Origin of the sequence: Luteimonas yanweni, assembly GCF_039548475.1 — a bacterium.
In the GTDB taxonomy this organism is placed as follows: Bacteria; Pseudomonadota; Gammaproteobacteria; order Xanthomonadales; family Xanthomonadaceae; genus Luteimonas.
This window is the reverse complement of the sequence record NZ_JBCLVC010000007.1, coordinates 160,666-178,882: the sequence shown is the minus strand read 5'-3', so window position 1 is coordinate 178,882 and position 18,217 is coordinate 160,666. Positions and strand designations below refer to the sequence as shown.

At 72.1% G+C, this 18,217-nt stretch carries 14 protein-coding genes; 6 read left to right on the top strand and 8 right to left on the bottom strand.

From position 1 onward, the window contains the following. Position 1 precedes the first annotated feature (1 nt). Entirely contained in the window at positions 2–481 is a 480-nt protein-coding gene (locus WCE39_RS03770; RefSeq protein WP_343275372.1) for a hypothetical protein, read from the bottom strand. A gap of 68 nt (positions 482–549) precedes the next feature. On the opposite strand from WCE39_RS03770, the gene WCE39_RS03765 reads away from it, so the two are divergent. Next, positions 550–2,106: a sulfotransferase family protein gene (locus tag WCE39_RS03765; RefSeq protein WP_343275371.1), complete on the top strand. Its 1,557-nt coding sequence runs from the start codon at positions 550–552 to the stop codon at positions 2,104–2,106. On the opposite strand, the gene WCE39_RS03760 is transcribed toward WCE39_RS03765, so the two are convergent. Beyond that, positions 2,082–3,353: an aspartyl/asparaginyl beta-hydroxylase domain-containing protein gene (locus WCE39_RS03760; protein WP_343275370.1), complete on the bottom strand. Its 1,272-nt coding sequence runs from the start codon at positions 3,351–3,353 to the stop codon at positions 2,082–2,084. The genes WCE39_RS03765 and WCE39_RS03760 overlap by 25 nt on opposite strands. A gap of 130 nt (positions 3,354–3,483) precedes the next feature. On the opposite strand from WCE39_RS03760, the gene glmS reads away from it, so the two are divergent. The 5 genes from glmS to WCE39_RS03735 all read left to right on the top strand — a co-directional run bounded on the left by glmS (position 3,484) and on the right by WCE39_RS03735 (position 9,503). After that, entirely contained in the window at positions 3,484–5,313 is a 1,830-nt protein-coding gene (glmS, locus tag WCE39_RS03755; protein WP_343275369.1) for a glutamine--fructose-6-phosphate transaminase (isomerizing), read from the top strand. 84 nt (positions 5,314–5,397) lie between these two features. Next, complete coding sequence (locus WCE39_RS03750) at positions 5,398–6,306, top strand: DUF3348 family protein (protein ID WP_343275368.1); 909 nt, start codon at positions 5,398–5,400, stop codon at positions 6,304–6,306. Beyond that, complete coding sequence (locus WCE39_RS03745) at positions 6,303–8,393, top strand: DUF802 domain-containing protein (protein ID WP_343275367.1); 2,091 nt, start codon at positions 6,303–6,305, stop codon at positions 8,391–8,393. Before WCE39_RS03750 ends, WCE39_RS03745 begins: the two co-directional genes overlap by 4 nt. Next, a complete protein-coding gene (locus tag WCE39_RS03740) occupies positions 8,390–9,034 on the top strand; it encodes an OmpA family protein (protein WP_343275366.1) in 645 nt (214 codons plus the stop codon). Before WCE39_RS03745 ends, WCE39_RS03740 begins: the two co-directional genes overlap by 4 nt. Then, positions 9,024–9,503, top strand: coding sequence for a DUF2894 domain-containing protein (locus WCE39_RS03735; protein ID WP_343275365.1), 480 nt, complete (start codon positions 9,024–9,026; stop codon positions 9,501–9,503). Before WCE39_RS03740 ends, WCE39_RS03735 begins: the two co-directional genes overlap by 11 nt. Here WCE39_RS03735 and WCE39_RS03730 read toward each other — a convergent pair. The 6 genes from WCE39_RS03730 to iadA form a co-directional block, all read right to left on the bottom strand. After that, complete coding sequence (locus WCE39_RS03730; protein WP_343275364.1) at positions 9,500–10,933, bottom strand: PQQ-dependent sugar dehydrogenase; 1,434 nt, start codon at positions 10,931–10,933, stop codon at positions 9,500–9,502. The two genes, WCE39_RS03735 and WCE39_RS03730, sit on opposite strands and share 4 nt — an antisense overlap. Continuing rightward, positions 10,930–11,355, bottom strand: a complete 426-nt coding sequence (locus WCE39_RS03725) for a DUF2231 domain-containing protein (protein ID WP_343275363.1) — start codon at positions 11,353–11,355, stop codon at positions 10,930–10,932. The genes WCE39_RS03730 and WCE39_RS03725 overlap by 4 nt, the downstream gene beginning before the upstream one ends. A gap of 182 nt (positions 11,356–11,537) precedes the next feature. Then, positions 11,538–13,340, bottom strand: coding sequence for a Mur ligase family protein (locus WCE39_RS03720; protein ID WP_343275362.1), 1,803 nt, complete (start codon positions 13,338–13,340; stop codon positions 11,538–11,540). A gap of 11 nt (positions 13,341–13,351) precedes the next feature. Continuing rightward, complete coding sequence (gene cphA, locus WCE39_RS03715; protein ID WP_343275361.1) at positions 13,352–16,138, bottom strand: cyanophycin synthetase; 2,787 nt, start codon at positions 16,136–16,138, stop codon at positions 13,352–13,354. 15 nt (positions 16,139–16,153) lie between these two features. Beyond that, positions 16,154–16,993, bottom strand: a complete 840-nt coding sequence (locus tag WCE39_RS03710) for a cyanophycinase (RefSeq protein ID WP_343275360.1) — start codon at positions 16,991–16,993, stop codon at positions 16,154–16,156. Further along, positions 16,993–18,192, bottom strand: coding sequence for a beta-aspartyl-peptidase (gene iadA, locus WCE39_RS03705; protein ID WP_343275359.1), 1,200 nt, complete (start codon positions 18,190–18,192; stop codon positions 16,993–16,995). Before iadA ends, WCE39_RS03710 begins: the two co-directional genes overlap by 1 nt. Positions 18,193–18,217: the final 25 nt, after the last annotated feature.

Sequence of the window (18,217 nt, the reverse complement as noted above, 5' to 3'; positions counted from 1 at the left end):
CCTAGCGGACGCGCCGGGCGCGCAGCGACACGCCGCCTCGCGTGCGCAGCATGTGGCCGCCGAGCGCGCCCTTGGTGATCCGGACCACGTCGCCGGGCGCCAGGGCACCGGTGGCGCCTGCGGGTACGGTCCAGCGCTGGCCGTTGTCGAGCGTGAGCCAGCGCCGGCCCCCGGCGCTGTCCACCCGGCTCACGCGGGCCTCGATCCGGTCGGGTTCGACCTCCTGCGCGGGCTGGCCCGGGTTGCGCAGCGGCGTTGCGGACCGGCTTGCCTGCGGCAGGCCGAAGTCCTCCACCGCCCGCGCGGCGGCGGCCTGGCGTACCTCCGGTGGTGGCGGGAAGGCGCGGTCGTAGCAGGCCAGCCGCTCCGCCGGGTCGGAGCTGGACGCACAGGGATGGCCGCTGACAGGCTGCGCCACGGCGGTGGCGGGCAGTGCGGCGGCAAGCAGCAGCGTCAGCAGCGGGAGGTGCGGGCGGGGCATCGCGGTCTCCGGAACGGCCCGCGGGCGGGCGTGCACTAGAGTATGCGTCCACACGCGGGAGGGTGCGGATGCAGGACGCGGACGAAGGGACCGCAGGGCTGCGGCGCGAGGCCGGAGGGCACCTGGCGCGTGGTGACTGGGCGTCGGCGATCATCGGCCTGCGCGCGCTGCTCGCGCAGGCGCCGCGCGATGCCGACGGCTGGTTCAACCTCGGCTACGCGCTGCGGCGTGCCGGCGCCTTCGAAAAGGCGCTCGATGCCTATGCCGAGGCCCTGCGCCAGGGCGTGGCCGACCCGGCGATGGTGCACGTCAACCGCGCCGCGATCCTCGCCGACCACCTGCGCCGCGATGACGACGCGGAGGCGGAGCTGCGGCGCGCGCTGCGGCTGTCGCCCGGGCACCCGGCGGCGCTGCTCAACCTCGGCAACCTGCACGAGGAGCGTGGCCGCCGCGAACAGGCCGGCGAGGCGTACGAGGCGCTGCTCGCGCGCGGCGAGGGCGATGCCGCGGCCGCCGAAGCGCTGGCCCGGCTGGCCCAGCTGAAGCCGCCCGTTGCCGCGGACGATCCGATGCTGGACCGGCTGCGGCGCAGCGCCGGCGCTCCTGCGCTGGCGCCGGCCACGCGCGCGAACCTGTGGCTGGCGCGGGGGCGTGCGCTGGACGCGCTGCGCCTGCCCGCGGACGCGATCGATGCATTCGTCCGCGGCAAGTCGCTGGCCCACGCGGGCCATCCCGCCTACGACCCGGTCGCGGCCGAAGCGCAGGTGCAGGAGGTGCTGGATGCATTCCCGCTGCCGGCCCCGGACGTCGCGTGGGCCGGCGTTGCCGGCGATCCGGGCGCGTCGGCGGCGGCGGAACCCGGACCGCTGTGGATCTGCGGCATGTTCCGCTCCGGCTCGACCCTGCTCGAGCAGGTGCTGGCGGCGCACCCGGACGTCGTGGCCGGTGGCGAACTCGACCTGCTGCCGCGCATGGCCGCCGGCGCGCTGGCACCGTTTCCAGCCACGATGGCAACGCTCGACGGGCAGCAGCTGCAGGCGCTCGCCCAGGCCTACCAGGGTGCGGCCCTCGCGCGCCTGCACCCGGCGCCGGGCGCGCGGATCTTCACCGACAAGCGCCCCGACAACCTGCTGCTCGTGGGGCTGGCGAAGCGACTGTTTCCACGCGCGAAAGTCGTGGTCACGCGCCGCGACCCGCGCGACATCGCGCTGTCGATCCTGATGCAGCACCTGAATCCACGTGCCTTCCCGTGGGCGGCGACGCTCGTCGGGATCGGCCACCACGTCCTGCTGCAGCGCCGGCTGGCGCTGCACTGGCAGGCGCTGTATCCCGGCGACGTGCTGGACTTCGACTACGACGCCTTCGTCGCCGCGCCCGAAGCCCCTCTGCGCACGCTGCTCGATGCCCTGGGCCTGGGCTGGCATCCGGACTGCCTGCGGTTCCACGAGCTCGGCAATACGGTCAAGACCGCCAGCGCCTGGCAGGTGCGCCGGCCGCTGTATGGAGACGCCTCGGGCAGATGGCGGCGGTACCGGAGCCAGCTCGCGCCGCTGGAGGACATGCTGCGCGCTGCCGGCGTGGACCTGGGCACCGGCCCGGATCAGGCGCCGGCGGATGCGCGGTAGTCGCGCATCGCGCTGGCCAGGGCCTGCACCATCGCCCGCTCCTCGAGCGACAGCAGCGGGTTCCATACGTCGAAGATCAGTACCACCCTCAGCTGGTCGCTGTCGTTGCGTGCCTCGTGCTCGAGGGTGTCGTCGAATACGAAGACCTTGCCGGGCTCCCAGCCGCGCCGGTCGTGGCCGACGCGGAAGCTGCAGCCCGGCGGCACCACCAGCGGCAGGTGTGCGACCAGGCGCGCGTTGGTCTCGCCGGTGTGCGGCGGAATGTGCGTCCGCGGCGCCAGCGCGGAGAACATCGCGTTCGGGCACAGGCCGGCGATCTCGACCGCGTCCACCGCGGCCAGCGCGTCAGCCGTGGCGGGGCACTGGGCGATGTTCGCGGGCACCGGCTCGCCGTGCGCCCACAGGGGGAAGGAACTCCAGTCGCGGGAATGGTTGAGGTCCTGCCACTGGTTGACGGGCTGGTCCGGCTGGTAGGCGATGTAGGGCTGGAAGCGGTCGAAGCGGTCAGCGACCAGGGCTTCGAGTTCGGCGAGGATGTCGGGCGTGCGTGCTTCCAGCGCCGGGATCCAGGGAAACAGCGCCGGGTCGTGGAAGGGCAGGGCCGGCAGCCGCGGGACGTAAAGCTGGTTGCATTCGGAATGGTAGGGCCGGGAGCGGCCGGCGAGGATCGACACCGCCTCGTCCCAGCGCCCGGCCACGGCCGGTGCCACGGTCTCTCTCGGCGCAGCCAGGGCCTGTTCCAGGAACGCGGCCAGGGCCTCGCCGTCGCGGGCGACGATGCCGTTCGCGTGCTCCAGTCGACGCTGCAGGGCCGGCGGCCACTGCGGCCGCGGCGGGGCGACCTTCAGCGCGTCGCGGAACACCGCCGCCGCCGCCGGCCCGCGGCCCGCACGCTCGAGGAATTCACCCTTGGCCAGCAGCGCCGGGAGGAAGTAGGCGTCGAGCCCCAGGGCGGCGTGGATCGCATTCCACTCGGCCGCGCCGTCGCCGAGGTCGCGGTGCACCACCGCCAGCGTCAGCACCAGCATCGGATCAGCCGGTGCGGCGGCGCGCGCGGCTTCAAGCAGCTCCAGCGCTCCCCGGGCGTCGCCGCGCTGGTGGGCGTGCACGCCGAGGCTGAAAAGCGCCTGCACGTTGCCGGGATCGAGCGCACGCACCTGCGACCAGAGGCGTTCGGCCTCCTGCCAGCGGCGCGCGTTCGCGGCACTGCCCGCGGCCGCGATCAGGGCCTGTAGACGTTCACTCACCAGGGGATCTCCGGGACGTTGCGATTCGCCTGATTCTAGGCACGGCGCGGGCGGGTTGGACAGGCACCGGACCCTGGGGGGGCAGCCGACCGGTGCCCTACAATGTCCGGCCAGTCCCAGGAGCGTGTCCATGTGCGGAATTGTCGGTGCGATCGCTGATCGCGATGTGGTCCCGGTCCTGATCGAAGGACTCAAGCGCCTCGAGTATCGCGGCTACGATTCCGCCGGCATCGCGGTCGTCGATGGCACCGAGATCCGCCGCGTGCGCCGCACCGGGCGCGTGTCGGAGATGGAAGGCGCCGCCGGCAGCGAAGGCTTCTCGGCCACGCTCGGCATCGGCCATACCCGCTGGGCGACGCATGGCGGGGTCACCGAGTCCAACGCGCATCCGCACGTGAGCCACGGCGTGGCGCTGGTGCATAACGGCATCATCGAGAACCACGAAGAGCAGCGCGAGCGCCTGCGCGGCATGGGCTACGCGTTTGAATCGCAGACCGACACAGAGGTCATCGCGCACCTGATCCACCACTACCTGCAGGACGGCGCCGACCTGCTCGGCGCGCTGCAGCGCACGGTCAAGGAGCTGCACGGTGCCTATGCGCTGGCCGTGGTCAGCCGCAAGGAGCCCGGCCGGATGGTGGTCGCGCGCATGGGCTGCCCGCTGCTGATCGGGCTGGGCGAAGGCGAGAACTTCGTCGCCTCCGATGTCTCCGCGATCCTGCAGGCCACGCGCCGGGTGATCTTCCTTGAAGAAGGCGACACCGCCGAGATCACGCGCGAAGACGTGACCGTGTTCGGCGAGGACGACCAGCCGGTGCTGCGCGAAGAGCACCTGTCCGATGTCTCGCTGGCGTCGCTGGAGCTCGGTCCGTACCGGCACTTCATGCAGAAGGAGATCCACGAGCAGCCGCGCGCGCTGGGCGACACGATGGAAGCGATCATCGACGCCGGCGGCTTCGAGCCGGAGCTGTTCGGCAAGGACGCGGCGGAGGTGCTGGCGCAGGTGGAAGGCGTGCAGATCCTCGCCTGCGGCACCAGCTTCTATTCCGGCTCGGTGGCGCGCTACTGGATCGAGGCGATCAGCGGCCTGCCCTGCAGCGTCGAGATCGCCAGTGAATACCGCTACCGCGACGCGGTCGCGAACCCCAAGCACCTGGTGGTGACGATTTCCCAGTCGGGCGAAACCCTCGACACCATGGAAGCGCTGAAGTACGCCAAGTCGCTGGGCCAGGACCTGACGCTTTCTATCTGCAACGTGCCCGAGAGCGCCATCCCGCGCGCCAGCAGGCTGGTGTTCTACACCCGCGCCGGCGCCGAAATCGGCGTTGCATCGACGAAGGCCTTCACCACCCAGCTGGTGGGCCTGTTCGCGCTGGCGGCCACGCTTGCCAAGATCAACGGCCGCCTGCCGGAAGCAAAGGAAGCCGAGTACATCGAAGCCCTGCGCCACCTGCCCGGCAGCGTGCAGCACGCGCTGAACCTGGAGCCGCAGGTCGCGCTGTGGTCGGAGCACTTCACGCCCAAGGAGCACGCGCTGTTCCTGGGCCGCGGCGTGCACTATCCGATCGCGCTGGAAGGCGCGCTCAAGCTGAAGGAAATCTCGTACATCCACGCCGAAGCCTATCCCGCGGGCGAGCTCAAGCACGGCCCGCTGGCGCTGGTGGACGACGACATGCCGGTGGTGGTGATCGCGCCCAACGACAGCCTGCTGGAGAAGGTGAAATCGAACATGCAGGAAGTGCGCGCGCGCGGCGGCCAGCTGTTCGTGTTCACCGACGCCGACAGCAACTTCAGCGAAAGCGAGGGCGTGCACGTGATCCGCACCGAGCGCCACGTCGGCGTGCTGAGCCCGATCGTGCACACGATCCCGGTGCAGATGCTGGCCTACCACGTGGCGCTCGCGCGCGGGACCGACGTCGACAAGCCGCGCAACCTGGCGAAGAGCGTGACGGTGGAGTAAGCGACGCCCGCCCGGCTCGCGGGCCGCGGCAGCCGGCAGGGCCCGCCGGCAACGCGCTAAAATGGTCGTTTTTTGGCCACCAGCATGCTTGAACACCGCACCCGGGCGCGCGTCCCGGGCGCCGCGCTTCCCAGGCTCCTGGCCCGGCTGGCCGGCGTCGAACCCGGCCAGCAGGCGCGGTCCCCGGCGGAGGTGCTGGGCGACTGGCTGGACTGGCAGCGCGCCGTGGCCCTGTCGCGGGCGCTCGATGACGCGCCCGCGAACCGGGACGTCAGCGAGGACCCTGAGGGCGCCGCAAGCCCCGTTGTGGCGAGTGATGCCCCGGCGGGGCATGTCGCTGCGGGGCACGCCGCTACGGAGCACGCCGCTACGGAGCACGCCGCTACGGGGCACGCCGCTACGGAGCACGCCGCTACGGAGCACGCCGCTACGGAGCACACCCCGGCGGATCGCACCGGCGCCAGGATGGACGAGGTCGCGGCTGTCGCCGCTGAATGCATGCGCGTTCGTGGCGCGCTGGAAGAGGCCATCGCCGACGATGCCCGCGACTGGACGCTGTCGCGGTATCCCCGCGCGGGCGAGGACGGCGCCAGTGCCGCCGCGGGTGCCGCCGCCGTGCAGCACCACTGCCAAGGGCTGCAGCGCGACATGCAGTCGGCGACCGGGCGCCTGCGCGGCGAGCTGCGCGAGTGCCTGGCGCAGTGCGCTGACAGCCCGGCGCGGCTGGCCGCGGTCGATGCGGTGATGGAAGGCCTGCTGGCGCCGCGGGAACACGCGCTGCTGGTGCCGGTCGTCCCTGCGCTGGTCGCGCGCTTCGAGCGGCTGCATGCGCTCGATGCCGATGCCGAGGCGCCGGCGAACATGGATCCCGGCGCCTGGCGCGCCGGCTTCCGCGACGAGGCGCGGCAGGTGCTGACGGCCGAACTCGATCTTCGTTTCCACCCCATCGAAGCCCTGCTTTCCGCGCTTCGCAGCCAACGACCGGACGCATGAAAAAAACTCTCCTCTGCAGCCTCGTCTTCGCCCTCGGCCTGCTGGTCGTGTGCTGGATCGGCGCGGGCTACATCGGCAGCCATGCGCTGGCGTTGGCGGTCACCGCCCTGATCGGCGCGCTGTACCTCATCGGCGGCGTCGAGCTGTACCGCTACCGGCAGGCGACCGGTGGCCTCGTCGCCGCGCTGGACGCGCCGCCCGGACCGGATGGCCTGGCCTCCTGGATGGCGGGCCTGGACCCGACGCTGCGCGGCGCGGTGCGCCAGCGCATCGACAGCGGCCAGGCACCGCTGCCGGCGCCTTCGCTCACGCCCTACCTGGTCGGCCTGCTGGTCCTGCTGGGCATGCTCGGCACCCTGCTGGGCATGCTGGTCACCCTGCGCGGCACCGGCATCGCGCTGCAGTCGGCAAGCGACCTGCAGGCGGTGCGCGATTCACTGGCTGCGCCGGTGGAGGGCCTGGGCGTGGCCTTCGGCACCTCTATCGCGGGCGTGGCCGCCTCGGCCATGCTGGGACTGCTGGCTGCGCTGTGCCGCCGCGAGCGCGCGGACGCGGTGCGCCTGCTCGACGCCGCGAGCGTGGACGGCCTGCGCGTGCATACCCGCGCCCACCAGCGCGATGAATCGCTGCGCCTGATGCAGGCGCAGGCGGAGTCGATGCCGGCCCTGGTCGAGCGCCTGGAATCGATGGCGGCGGCGATGGAGCGGCAGGCCGAGGCCGCGCATGAGCGCCAGGCATCGCAGCAGGACGCGTTCCATGCCGGCAGCACGGCGGCTTGGGAGCGGCTCGCCGGCACGCTGTCGGCGGCGCTGGAACGCGGCGCGGCCGACAGCGCGCGCGCGGCCGCCGAGGCCGTGCGGCCGGCCGTCGCCGCGACGATGGACACGCTCACGCGCGAAGCCGCGCAGCTCAACGCGACGGTTGCCGCTTCGGTAGAGCGCCAGCTGGCCGCGCTCGACGCGGGCTTCGAACGCAGCTCGACCGCCGCCACGACGCTTTGGCAGCAAGCGCTGGCCGAGCAGGCCGGGTCGCAGCAGGTGTTGGCCGAAGCGCTGCGCACGGGCCTGGACGCGGCAGGCGAACGCCTCGTGGAGCGCACCGGTGGCATGGTCGAGGAGGTGGCGTCGCGCCTGGAGGCCACCACGGCCCAGCTCGGCACCGCCTGGGACGCGGCGCTCACGCGCCAGCAGGCCCAGCACGATGCCCTGGTCGAGCGCCACGGGCAGGCGCTGGACGCGGCCGGCGTGGCGTTCGCCGTGCAGTCCGCGACCCTGCTCGAGCAGCTCGAAGGCACGCATGCGCGCCTGCAGTCCGCGCTGTCGGAGCAGGACGGAGAGCGCCTGGCCGCCTGGCAGGATCAGCTCGCGACGATGGCCGCCTCGCTGCGCGAGGGCTGGGCCCGCGCCGGCGAAGAGGCCGCGCAGCGGCACGAGGCCGTGGCCTCGGCCCTGGCCGGTGCCGCCGCCGACATCGGCGCGCAGTCGCAGGCCCACGCGGCGGCGACCATCGCCAAGATCTCCACCCTGGTTGAGGCCGCGTCGGAAGCGCCGCGCGCCGCCGCCGAGATGGTCGCCGAGCTCCGCCAGAAGCTCTCCGACAGCATGGTGCGCGATACCGCGATGCTGGCCGAGCGCACGCAGCTGATGGAGACGCTGTCGACCCTGCTGGAGGCCGTGAACCACGCCTCCACTGAACAGCGCGGTGCGATCGATGCCCTGGTGTCGACCACGTCCACGCTGCTGGAGCAGGCCGGCGGACGCTTCGGCGAGCAGGTCGAGGCCGGCACCGGCGCGATCGACGCCGCGGTGGCGCGCCTGGATGCCGGGGCCTCCGGCGTGGCCGGCCTGGGCGAGGCGCTGGCCGGCGCCGTGCAGCAGTTCGGCGAGCGCAACGCGGAGCTGACCGGACGCCTGGACGGCATCGCCGTCGCGCTTGAGGCCTCCGGCACGCGCAGCGACGAACAGCTGGCCTATTACGTGGCGCAGGCGCGCGAGCTGGTCGACCTGAGCGTGCTCGCGCAGAAGCAGATCATCGCCGAGCTCCGCCAGCTGCCGGGCGCGGTGGCCGGGGCCGGGGCGGCGGCATGAGCCTGGAGGTCGAGGGCGACGTCGATTCCACGGTCCCGGTGTGGGCCGCGTTCGGCGACCTGATGTCGGTGCTGCTGGGCGTGTTCGTGCTGATCCTGGTCGGCGTGATCGGCGTGCAGCTGCACCTCGAGGCGAGGCTCGCCGAAGAGGTCGCGCAGCGCGAGGTCGAACAGCAGCGCCGCCTGACCCTGGAGCAGGCGCTGGCCGCACCGCTGGCCAGTGGCCGCATCACCCTGGTCGACGGCCGCATCGGCATCAGCGGCAGCGTGCTGTTCGCGCTCGGCTCCGACCGCCTGCAGCCCGAGGGCGAAGCGCTGCTGGACAGCCTGGCCGCCCCGCTGGCGGGGTTCCTTGCCGGCCGCGACGAGATCCTGATGGTCAGCGGCTTCACCGACGACCGCCTGGTGCGCGGCGACAGCCAGCGCTATGCCGACAACTGGGAGCTGTCCGCGCAGCGTGCGCTGACCGTGACCCGCGCGCTGGTGGCGCAGGGCGTGCCGGCGTCATCGGTGTTCGCCGCGGCCTTCGGCGCCGAGCAGCCGGTGGACAGCAACGCGCACGCCGAGGGCCGCGCGCGAAATCGCCGCGTCGAGATGGCGCCGGTGCCGCGGCAGGGCGCGCAGGTTGCAGATGGCGGCTGACGGCAGGAGGAAAGGTGCGAGGCGCTCGCCGCTTACCGGGGTGCTCGATGTGCTGGGGCAATGGTCCATCGAGCGAAGGGAGCTGGCCGATCCGACCGACCTGGGCCTCCCCGGCCCTGAGCAATGGCCGGCACTTCCGGCGCTGGATGGCGTTCGCGAGCTGTGGGCAGGGCTGCGCAACCGCGAGCAGGTGCGTCGCGCGCTGGCACCGACGCCCGACGATGCCGGACCGCTCAATTCGGGCGCGCTGGCGGGGCGGATGCTGCGCCTGATGCAGGCGCAGTCGCCGGAGTACCTGCGGCACTTCACCGCTTACATCGACACGCTGGCGGACCTGCAGGAGCTGCACGCCCGCGCCGGGTCGGCCGGCGGGATCTCCGGCCGCGGCGGCGATGCGTCGCCGGTCCGGAAGCGCGCGAAGGCGCGCCGGAGCCGGGGAGCGACACGCCCCCCGGCGGACGCAGGCTAGGAGCGGGTCGCGGCGCCGTTCGGCTCCGCTGCGTTGCCGCCCGCGTCAGCGGCGGGAGCGCCGTCGGCGTTGGTCTCGCTGTCGGCGTCTGCATCCGCATCCGCCCCGACCTCGGGCATCTCGGGCGCCACCGCCGGGCCACCCACGCGCGAGACGCGCCAGATGATGTTCGCCAGGTCGTCGGCGATGACCACCGCGCCGCGCGGGTCCACGGTCACGCCCACCGGGCGGCCGCGGGTGGTGCCGTCGTCGTCGCGGAAGCCGGTGGCGAAGTCGATCGGATCGCCAGCCGGGCTGCCGTTGCGGAACGGCACGAACACCACCTTGTAGCCGGAGGGGTCCGGACGGTTCCAGCTGCCGTGCATGCCGACGAATGCGCCATCGGCGAACTCCGCGCCCATCACCGGGCTGGAGAAGTCCACGCCCAGCGAGGCCACGTGCGCGCCCAGGCTGTAGTCCGGCGTGATCGCCGCGGCGACCTTTTCCGGGTTCTCCGGCTTCACGCGGGTGTCCACGTGCTTGCCCCAGTACGCCCAGGGCCAGCCGTAGAAGCCGCCGTCGCGCACAGAGGTCAGGTAGTCGGGCACCAGGTCCGGACCGATCTCGTCGCGCTCGTTGACCACGGCCCAGAGCTGGCCGCTGCCGGGCTGGATGGCGAGGGCGGTGGGATTGCGCAGGCCGGTCGCGTAGGGGCGGTGCATGCCGGTGGCGACGTCGATCTCCCAGACCATCGCGCGGTCCTGCTCGGCCAGCATGCCGCGCTCGGTGATGTTGCTGTTGGAACCGATGCCGACGTAGAGGAAGCGGCCGTCGGCGCTGGCGGCCATCGCCTTGGTCCAGTGGTGGTTGATCTTCGATGGCAGCAGCGTCAGCACTTCGGGCTCCGCGGCGCTGGCCTGCGTCTGGCCGGGCTGGTAATCGAAGCGGACCACCGCGTCCTGGTTGGCCACGTACAGGTCGTCGCCCACCAGTGCCATGCCGTAGGGCGCGTTGAGGCCGTCGGCGAAGACGGTCTGCAGCTCGTAGTCCCCATTGCCGTCGGCGTCGCGCAGCAGGGTCAGGCGGTTGCCGCTCTTGACTCCGGTGGTGCCGGCGGCCTTGATCGGGCCGGCGATCACGTCCTTGGGCTTGAGCTTGGGCGCGTTGCCGCCGCGGCCCTCGGCTACCAGGATGTCGCCGTTGGGCAGCACCAGGGTCTGGCGCGGGATGCCCAGGCCGGTGGCGATGGCGCGGACCTCGAAGCCCTCGGGCACCACCGGCACGCGGTCGCCCCACTCGGATGGATCGGCGATCACCATCTGCGGCAGCAGGCCGCGCTTCGGCTCGGGCAGGTTGACGTCGGTGCCGTACTGCATCGGGCCCGGGTCGGGGTTGCAGGCGGCGAGGACCACGGCGGACGTGGCAAGGGCAAGCAGGCTCAGACGGTTCATTCCACACCTCCGATGCGCGGGGCACGGACCGCGAAGAACGTCGCCACGATGGCGAGGACGACGGTGATCACCGACAGCATCAGGCCGCCGGGCATGCTGGCCCAGGCGTCGCGCGCGTGCATCAGCGCGTTGAAGAAGCCGGTGACCCAGGTCACCAGCAGCAGGACGAAGTGCAGCAGCGAACCCGGCGTGCGGCGCGAAGGCAGCAGGCCGGCCAGCGCGGACACCAGCGCCACGCCCGCGACCACCAGGCCGCCGGTGATCAGCCAGGACGCGAAATTGTTCCACTGGATCTCGAACGTCCGCGCATAGGCGATGTCGCTGAGCAGGGCGCCGATGAACAGGAAGGCCACGCCGCCGAGCAGCAGTGCGTGGACTGGATGAAAAGCCGGTATGGGCCGGCGTTGGATAGTCGAAGCCATGGGGGTCCTTCGGAAAGCGGACGCCGGTGCGGCGTCGGGAGGGATGGCGGCATCCTGCGCGCAGCGTGGAGCCTGTTCATCTTAGGCCAGGGCTCCTCCACCATCGTGCGCTGCCCCGGGACGCTGCGTTCCCGGTGCTGCGGGCCGGCGCTGCGGGCCGGCGCTGCGGGCCGGCGCTGCGGCTACCCGGCGGGCGCCGGTGCGGGCAGGGCGTCGCCCGCGGACCAGGCCTGCGCCTGCAGCTGGTCCAGGAGCGCGACCACGCGTGCGCGCGTGGCGGCGCCGTGGACCGGCAGGACCAGGCTGTCACCCGCACGTGCATCGGCCAGGATCAGGCGCGTGGCCTCGGCTTCGTCCAGACACTCGACGATGGCATCGGCGGCCACGCCGCCGTGCAGCAATGCGTCGCGCAGCAGCTGTGCCACCGCGCCGCTTTCGCGGCCGCGCATATAGGCACTGTCCATGTCCTTGAGCACGACATGGTCTGGCCGGAAGGACGCGGCGGTGGCGGCAAGTTCGGCGATGGCCTGGTCGCTGCGGTTGCCGGCCTGGCCCAGCAGCAGGCGCAGGCGGCCAGCCGGGTGATGCGCCTGGCGCACCAGCCCAAGCAGGTGCTGAAGTCCGTCCGGGTTGTGCGCGTAGTCGACGTAGACCTGCACGTCGCCGCCAAGCGTCCAGCGCTGCAGCCGGCCGGGATTGTCGTCGTGGGCGCGGCCGAAGCGCGCGAGCACGGTGCGGATGGTGTCCGGGCTGATCCCCAGGCATGCGGCGGCGAGCGCGGCGGCGGCGCAGTTCTGCACGTTGTGCGCGGCCAGGCCGCCGAGGGTCAGGGGCATGTCGGCGACTGCGCCGAGGTCATGTGCAGTGACTCCGTCGAACAGTCGCAGCCGGCCGTCGCGCACGCCGCAGCTGCGGCGGCCATCGCTGCGTGCCTGGTTCAGCAGCGGATGCCCGTCGTCGGTGGAGAACCAGGCCAGCGGTGCGTCGAGGTGGGCAGCATGTCGGCGCAGCAGTTGGTTGTCGGCGTTGAGCACCAGCGTGCCGGCAGTGCCGATGGCGCGGGCCACGGTCAGCTTGACCTCGGCCAGGCCGTCGAGGTCGTGGATGCCGTACTCGCCGAAGTGATCGGGACTGACGTTGGTGACCAGGGCCACGTCGGCCCGCTCCACGCCCAGGCCGCGGCGCAGCAGGCCGCCGCGCGCGGTCTCCAGGATCGCGGCCTGCGCCTGGCGGTTGCGCAGCAGCGCGCGCGCGCCGCCGGGGCCGGAGTAGTCGCCGTCTTCGATCAGCGCGCCGTCAAGGTAGATGCCGTCGGTGCAGCTGTTGGCGGTGTGCCAGCCGTGCGCGATCGCCATCGCGGTGAGCAGGCGCACGGTGGTGGTCTTGCCGTTGGAGCCGGTGACCAGGGCGACGGGGATGGTGTGCAGCGCCTGCCACGGCACCTCGTGGGGAAGCGGCAGCGCGGGGTTGTCCCAGGTGAGGCTTCCGGTGCCCAGGCCGATGGAGAGCTGTTCGTCGTCGAGCAGCAGCGGCAGCTCGTGGGCAAGGGCGCCCTCGCGAAGGGCGCGAAGACGGGGAAGGTGTTCGGCGGTGGCGGCGGCGCGCAGGATGCGGAACGCTGCGTCGTCATCGTTGATTGGCGCGTGGGCCGGCTGCAGGGCGGGTTCGCCGGTGTCCATGCCCGCCGCTGCAAGCGTGGACAGCCAGGCCCATTCGTTGACTTCGGTGGCGGTGTACAGCCGGTCGGCCGGCGCCGCGAAGGCGAGGCTGGCGCCGGTGGCGTGATCGCGCACCAGGACCGGGCCATCGGGCCAGTCCAGGACTGAACGTGCGCGCTCGATCCGCTGTTTCCAGCCGTCGATCAGGGCGCGCGGGACCGGCGCGCCGACCCCGGTTTCCAGCACCACGCCGGCGTCGGCGAAGTACAGGTTCGGACCGGTCAGGCGGCGTGAGTCGTCGAAGGGAAGCGGCGCGGGTGCGGTCATCGGGCGCGCGGTCAGTCGCTGTCTTCGTCGGGGACGAATACCAGGCCGCGCTCTTCGCGCACCAGGCCTTCCAGGTCGAGCGTCGACTCCTCGATGGCGAGGGCCAGCGGCGGTGCCTGGACGGGCTTCGCCGGGCCGGTCGCAGCGCCTTCGGGCCTGAACTTGGTGACCTGTTTCCAGGAGCGGGCCAGCGCATCGGCGAACACCAGCAGCAGGTCGCCGGCCTGGCCCATGCGCAGGGCGGCGTCGATCGCCTCCTGTTCGTCGGGGATGACCGAGATCGCGGCGTCGTCGACGCCGGCGTCGCGCAGCGCGCCGGCGATGATGTTCGGCACCTCGTCGCCGTCGCGGCCGCGCAGGTTGTCGTCGCGGCGGCAGATGTAGTGGTCGAAGCGCCCGGCGACCGCCTGCGCGATCGCCACCAGGTCCTCGTCGCGGCGGTCGCCCGGCCCGGCGACGACCACGATCCTGCGACCGTCCACGTCCAGGCGCTGCGCCAGGTCGGCCATCACCCCGACCGCGTGCGCGTTGTGCGCGTAGTCGAACAACACCTTGAACGGATGCTCGTTGAACACGTTCATCCGGCCCGGCGCCTGGAAGAAGGTGGTGTCGAAGGTGCGCAGGCCGTGGCGGATGTCGTCGAGCTTCAACCCAAGCGCGAACGCCATCGACGCGGCGAACATCGCGTTCTGCACGTTGTGCAGGGCGCGGCCTTCCAGCGTCGCCGGGATCAGGTGGGTCCACAGCAGAGGGATCTGGCTGCCCTTGTCGTAGAGCGTGATCATGTGGCCGTTGACGCCCTCTTCCAGCGCGCAGGCGCGGCCGCCGGCGCGCACGTGCTCGCGGACCAGGCCGTGGCCGGTGTTCATGGTCACGTAGCAGATGGTGCGCGCCCTGGTGTAGCCGGACATGCGCAGCACGTTGGGATCGTCGGCATTGAGCACCGCGCATTCGTCGGCCACCTCGACCACGATGCGCTTGATCTCGGCCAGCTGTTCAAGCGTGTCGATGCCCTTCAGCCCGAGGTGATCGGGCTGGACGTTGATCACCGCGCCGACGTCGACCCGGGTCACGCCCATGCCGGCGCGCAGCAGGCCGCCGCGCGCGGTCTCCAGCACCGCGAGATCCACCGTCGGGTCGCGCAGCACCATGCGCGCGGAGACCGGGCCGGTCATGTCGCCTTCGACCGTGCGCTGGCCGTCGATGTAGACGCCGTCCGTGGTGGTCAGGCCGGGGGTGTGGCCGGCCATCTTTGCGATGTGCGCGAGCATGCGCGCGGTGGTGGTCTTGCCGTTGGTGCCGGTGACCGCGGCGATCGGCACCCGCGCCGGCGAGCCCGGCGGGAACAGCATGTCGATCACCGGTCCGGCGGCGTCGCGCGGCGTGCCTTCGCTCGGCGCCACGTGCATGCGGAAGCCGGGCGCGGCGTTGACCTCGCAGATCGCACCGCCGATGCGCTTGTAGCTTTCGGTGATGTCGGGGGTGATGAAGTCCACGCCGCCCACGTCCAGGCCGATCGCGCGCACCGCACGGATCGCCATCTCGCGGTTGTCGGGATGGATGACGTCGGTGACGTCGGTGGCGGTGCCGCCGGTGGACAGGTTGGCGGTGGAGCGCAGCGGCACGACTTCGTCGGCGGCCGGCACGGAGTCGGCGGTATGGCCGGCGCGTTCGAGCATGAGCTCGGCCTGCGCATCGAGCTCAAGGCGGGTCAGCACCTTTTCGTGGCCTACGCCGCGGCGTGGGTCCTGGTTCACCTGTTCGATCAGCTCAGTGATGGTGCTGCGGCCATCGCCGACCACATGGCCGGGGGTGCGCCGGGTGGCGGCGATGAGCTCGCCGTTGACCACCAGCAGGCGATGGTCGTCGCCCGGCTGGAAGGTCTCCACGATCACCGAGCGCGAGTGCGCCTGCGCAGCCACGAAGGCCTCGCGGATCTCGTCGTCGCCGGTGATGTTGATGGTGATGCCGCGGCCGTGGTTGCCGTTCCAGGGCTTGAGCACCACCGGCCCGCCCAGCCTGCGCGCCGCCTTGAGCGCGTCGGTCTGGCTGGAGGCCATCTGCTGGCGTGGCACCGGCAGGCCGAGCGCGGCGAGGATCTTGTTGGTCTCTTCCTTGTCGCTGGCGAGCTCCACCGCGATGTAGGACGTGCGCCCGGTGACCGTGGCCTGGATGCGCTGCTGGTAGCGACCGTGGCCGAACTGCACCAGTGACTGCGCGTTGAGCCGCAGCCAGGGGATGTTGCGCTCCTCGGCGGCGCGCACCAGGGACGCGGTGGACGGCCCGAGTGCGCCGCGCTGTGCGTAGCGGATGAACTCGTCGCGGGCGACATCCCATTCCCAGTCCTCGGGAACGCTGCCGGCGGGACGGAGGTCGGCGGGCAGCAGCGAGGCGATCAGCCGCAGCGCCAGGTCGCCGGCGGCGATGCCTTCCTCGCGCTGCACGTATTCGTAGACCACGGTGTAGACGCCGGGGCGGTCGTCGACGCTGCGGGTCTTGCCGAAGGTGACGTCTTCGCCGGCGATGTTCTGCAGCTCGATCGCCACGTGTTCAAGCACGTGCCCGAGCCAGGTGCCGTCGTCCTCGCGCATGCGGCGCAGGAAGCCGCCGGGCTCGCGGTAGGAGCAGCCGTGCTCGGCCAGGCCGGGGAGGGCCGTCACCAGGCCGTCGATGAATTCCGGCCCCAGGCGTGCGGTCGGCCACTGCTCCAGCGCACCCAGGTCCAGCAGCAGGCGGATCACCGGAAAGTGCGCGTGGAGCGAAGGGCCGACGTAGACGGAGCGTTCGAGGATGCGCATGGTGAGTCCCTTCGGTCAGGTCTTGCGGGTGGCCAGGCGTCCGGCCGAGGCCCGTCGCGTGTGCAGGTTGAACGTGGCGCCAGCGACCAGGATGTGCACGCCCAGGCCCAGCATGCACACCGGGTCGTCCTCGCCGGCATGCGCGATGGAGGAGAACTGCAGGTCGTGCGCATCGACCACGGTGACCGCGCCGCTGCCTTCCACCTCCAGCGTGTCGTCGGGCGAGATGAAGGCCGCGGTGTCCTCGTCCAGGCCGATGCCGATCGCGAACGGGTTGTAGGCCAGCGCGGCGGTGAGCCGGCCGAGGCGGTCCCGCTGGCGGAAATGCTGGTCGATCACGAAGCGGTTGGTCAGGCCGAGCCCGGGCGCGAGCCGCACGCTGCTGGCGCGCGGCGAGGATCCCTCGCTGCCGAACGCGATCATGTGCTCGCTGAGGAAGCCGGCGCCGGCGCTGGTGCCGGCCACGGGCACGCCCTGCGCGTTGCGCAGGCGGATCGTGCGTGCCACGTCGGTGCCGCCGAGGATGGTGGACAGCCGCAGCTGGTTGCCGCCGGTGAAGAAGATGCCGCTGGCCTGCTCCAGTCGCGCCAGCCGGTTGGCCTCCTGGCAGTCGCGGCGGGTGTCGAAGTCGAGGACCTCGACGCTGGCCGCGCCCATGCCGTCGAACAGTTCCTCGTAGCGCACGCCGGTTTCCTTCAGCCGGCTGGCGGTCGGGATCACCACGATGTCGGCCTCGCTGCCGCCGCTGAGTTCGACGAAGCGCTTCAGGATGCGGGGGTTGGTGTCCTTGTCCTCTGCGCCGCCGATCGGGATGATCCAGCCGCGTTGCTCCCCGTTGGCGGGTTTGCTCGGCATCAATGGGCTCCTGTCTGGTCGTTGTGTCGGGATGAACCCTCGAACGTACCATGCCGCAGCACCGCGCCGTTCCGCAGGTGTGGGCGTCCGCCGGCGAACACGTCGCTGACCGCGCCGCTCCCGTCGATGACCACGAAGTCCGCGTCCGCGCCGGCGACGATCCGGCCCTTGCCGGGCAGCCGCAGCAGGTCGGCGACGTTGCTGGTGAACGCCGGCAGTGCGTCTTCCAGCGCAACGCCGCGCGCCAGCAGTTCCTGCAGGGTGTCGGCCAGGGCGCCGGAGTGGCCGACGTCCATGCTGGCGACCCGCCCTTCGGCATCGAAGCAGGGCAGGCAGCCGCCCGCGTCGGAGCTGACGGTGACCCGTTCGCGCGGAGCGCCGCTGTCGAGGTAGCGGACCAGCGCATCGGCCGCGCTCCATGCGTCTTCGCCTTCGGCCACCGGGAAGGCGGTGATGTCGATCGTGCAGCCGCGCCGCGCCAGTTCGATGGCTTCGTCGAACAGCGCCTTGCGGCGGTTGACGTGGGTGGGGTTGAACACCCGCGGCGGCAGTTCGCTCTGGTCGAGCGCGCGGCGCACCAGGTCCAGGCCGCGCGCGCCGTCGCCCAGGTGCAGGTGGACGATGCCGGCCTTGCCGGTCATCAGCCCGGCCACGTGCGTTTCGGAGGCGATCCGCAGCAGCTCGTCCAGCGTCGGCTGGCTGGAGCGGTGGTCGCTGATCGCCAGCTCGCCCACACCGATCAGGCAGTCGATGAAGGCGAGGTCGGCGCGCACGCTGCCGGTGATCGTGGCCGGCGGCAGGTGGTAGCCGCCCGCGTAGCCCCAGGCGGACAGGCCTTCCTCGCGCAGCGCATTGACCTGGGCCACCAGGTCACGGGTGCCGCGGGCAACGTCGTCGGTGCCCAGCAGGCCGACCACCGTGGTCACGCCGCTGCGGGTGTAGTGCGAGAGCATCGGCGCCGGCACCCGGCTGGCGAAGCCGGCTTCGCCGCCGCCGCCGGTGACGTGCACGTGGCCGTCGATGAAGCCGGGCAGCAGCCGGCGGCCGCGGAGGTCGACGGTGGAGGCGCCGAACGCTTCGGGCAGGTCGGGCGCATCGGTGCCGATCCACAGCAGCTTGCCGCCGCCAAGCAGCAGATCGCGGCGTCCCAGCGGTTCAGGAGCGTATAGGTCCGCGTTGCGGACCAGCGTTGTCTTCATCGAGGCAGGTTGGAATGCGCCGGGC

Excerpts from the sequence above, each read along its gene's own strand:
- WCE39_RS03725 (WP_343275363.1), bottom strand. The coding sequence starts at position 11,355 with ATGGCTTCGACTATCCAACGCCGGCCCATACCGGCTTTTCATCCAGTC.
- WCE39_RS03730 (WP_343275364.1), bottom strand. The coding sequence starts at position 10,933 with ATGAACCGTCTGAGCCTGCTTGCCCTTGCCACGTCCGCCGTGGTCCTC.
- WCE39_RS03745 (WP_343275367.1), top strand. The coding sequence starts at position 6,303 with ATGAAAAAAACTCTCCTCTGCAGCCTCGTCTTCGCCCTCGGCCTGCTG.
- WCE39_RS03740 (WP_343275366.1), top strand. The coding sequence starts at position 8,390 with ATGAGCCTGGAGGTCGAGGGCGACGTCGATTCCACGGTCCCGGTGTGG.
- WCE39_RS03765 (WP_343275371.1), top strand. The coding sequence starts at position 550 with ATGCAGGACGCGGACGAAGGGACCGCAGGGCTGCGGCGCGAGGCCGGA.
- WCE39_RS03770 (WP_343275372.1), bottom strand. The coding sequence starts at position 481 with ATGCCCCGCCCGCACCTCCCGCTGCTGACGCTGCTGCTTGCCGCCGCA.
- WCE39_RS03710 (WP_343275360.1), bottom strand. The coding sequence starts at position 16,993 with ATGCCGAGCAAACCCGCCAACGGGGAGCAACGCGGCTGGATCATCCCG.
- iadA (WP_343275359.1), bottom strand. The coding sequence starts at position 18,192 with ATGAAGACAACGCTGGTCCGCAACGCGGACCTATACGCTCCTGAACCG.
- WCE39_RS03750 (WP_343275368.1), top strand. The coding sequence starts at position 5,398 with ATGCTTGAACACCGCACCCGGGCGCGCGTCCCGGGCGCCGCGCTTCCC.
- WCE39_RS03735 (WP_343275365.1), top strand. The coding sequence starts at position 9,024 with ATGGCGGCTGACGGCAGGAGGAAAGGTGCGAGGCGCTCGCCGCTTACC.
- glmS (WP_343275369.1), top strand. The coding sequence starts at position 3,484 with ATGTGCGGAATTGTCGGTGCGATCGCTGATCGCGATGTGGTCCCGGTC.
- cphA (WP_343275361.1), bottom strand. The coding sequence starts at position 16,138 with ATGCGCATCCTCGAACGCTCCGTCTACGTCGGCCCTTCGCTCCACGCG.
- WCE39_RS03720 (WP_343275362.1), bottom strand. The coding sequence starts at position 13,340 with ATGACCGCACCCGCGCCGCTTCCCTTCGACGACTCACGCCGCCTGACC.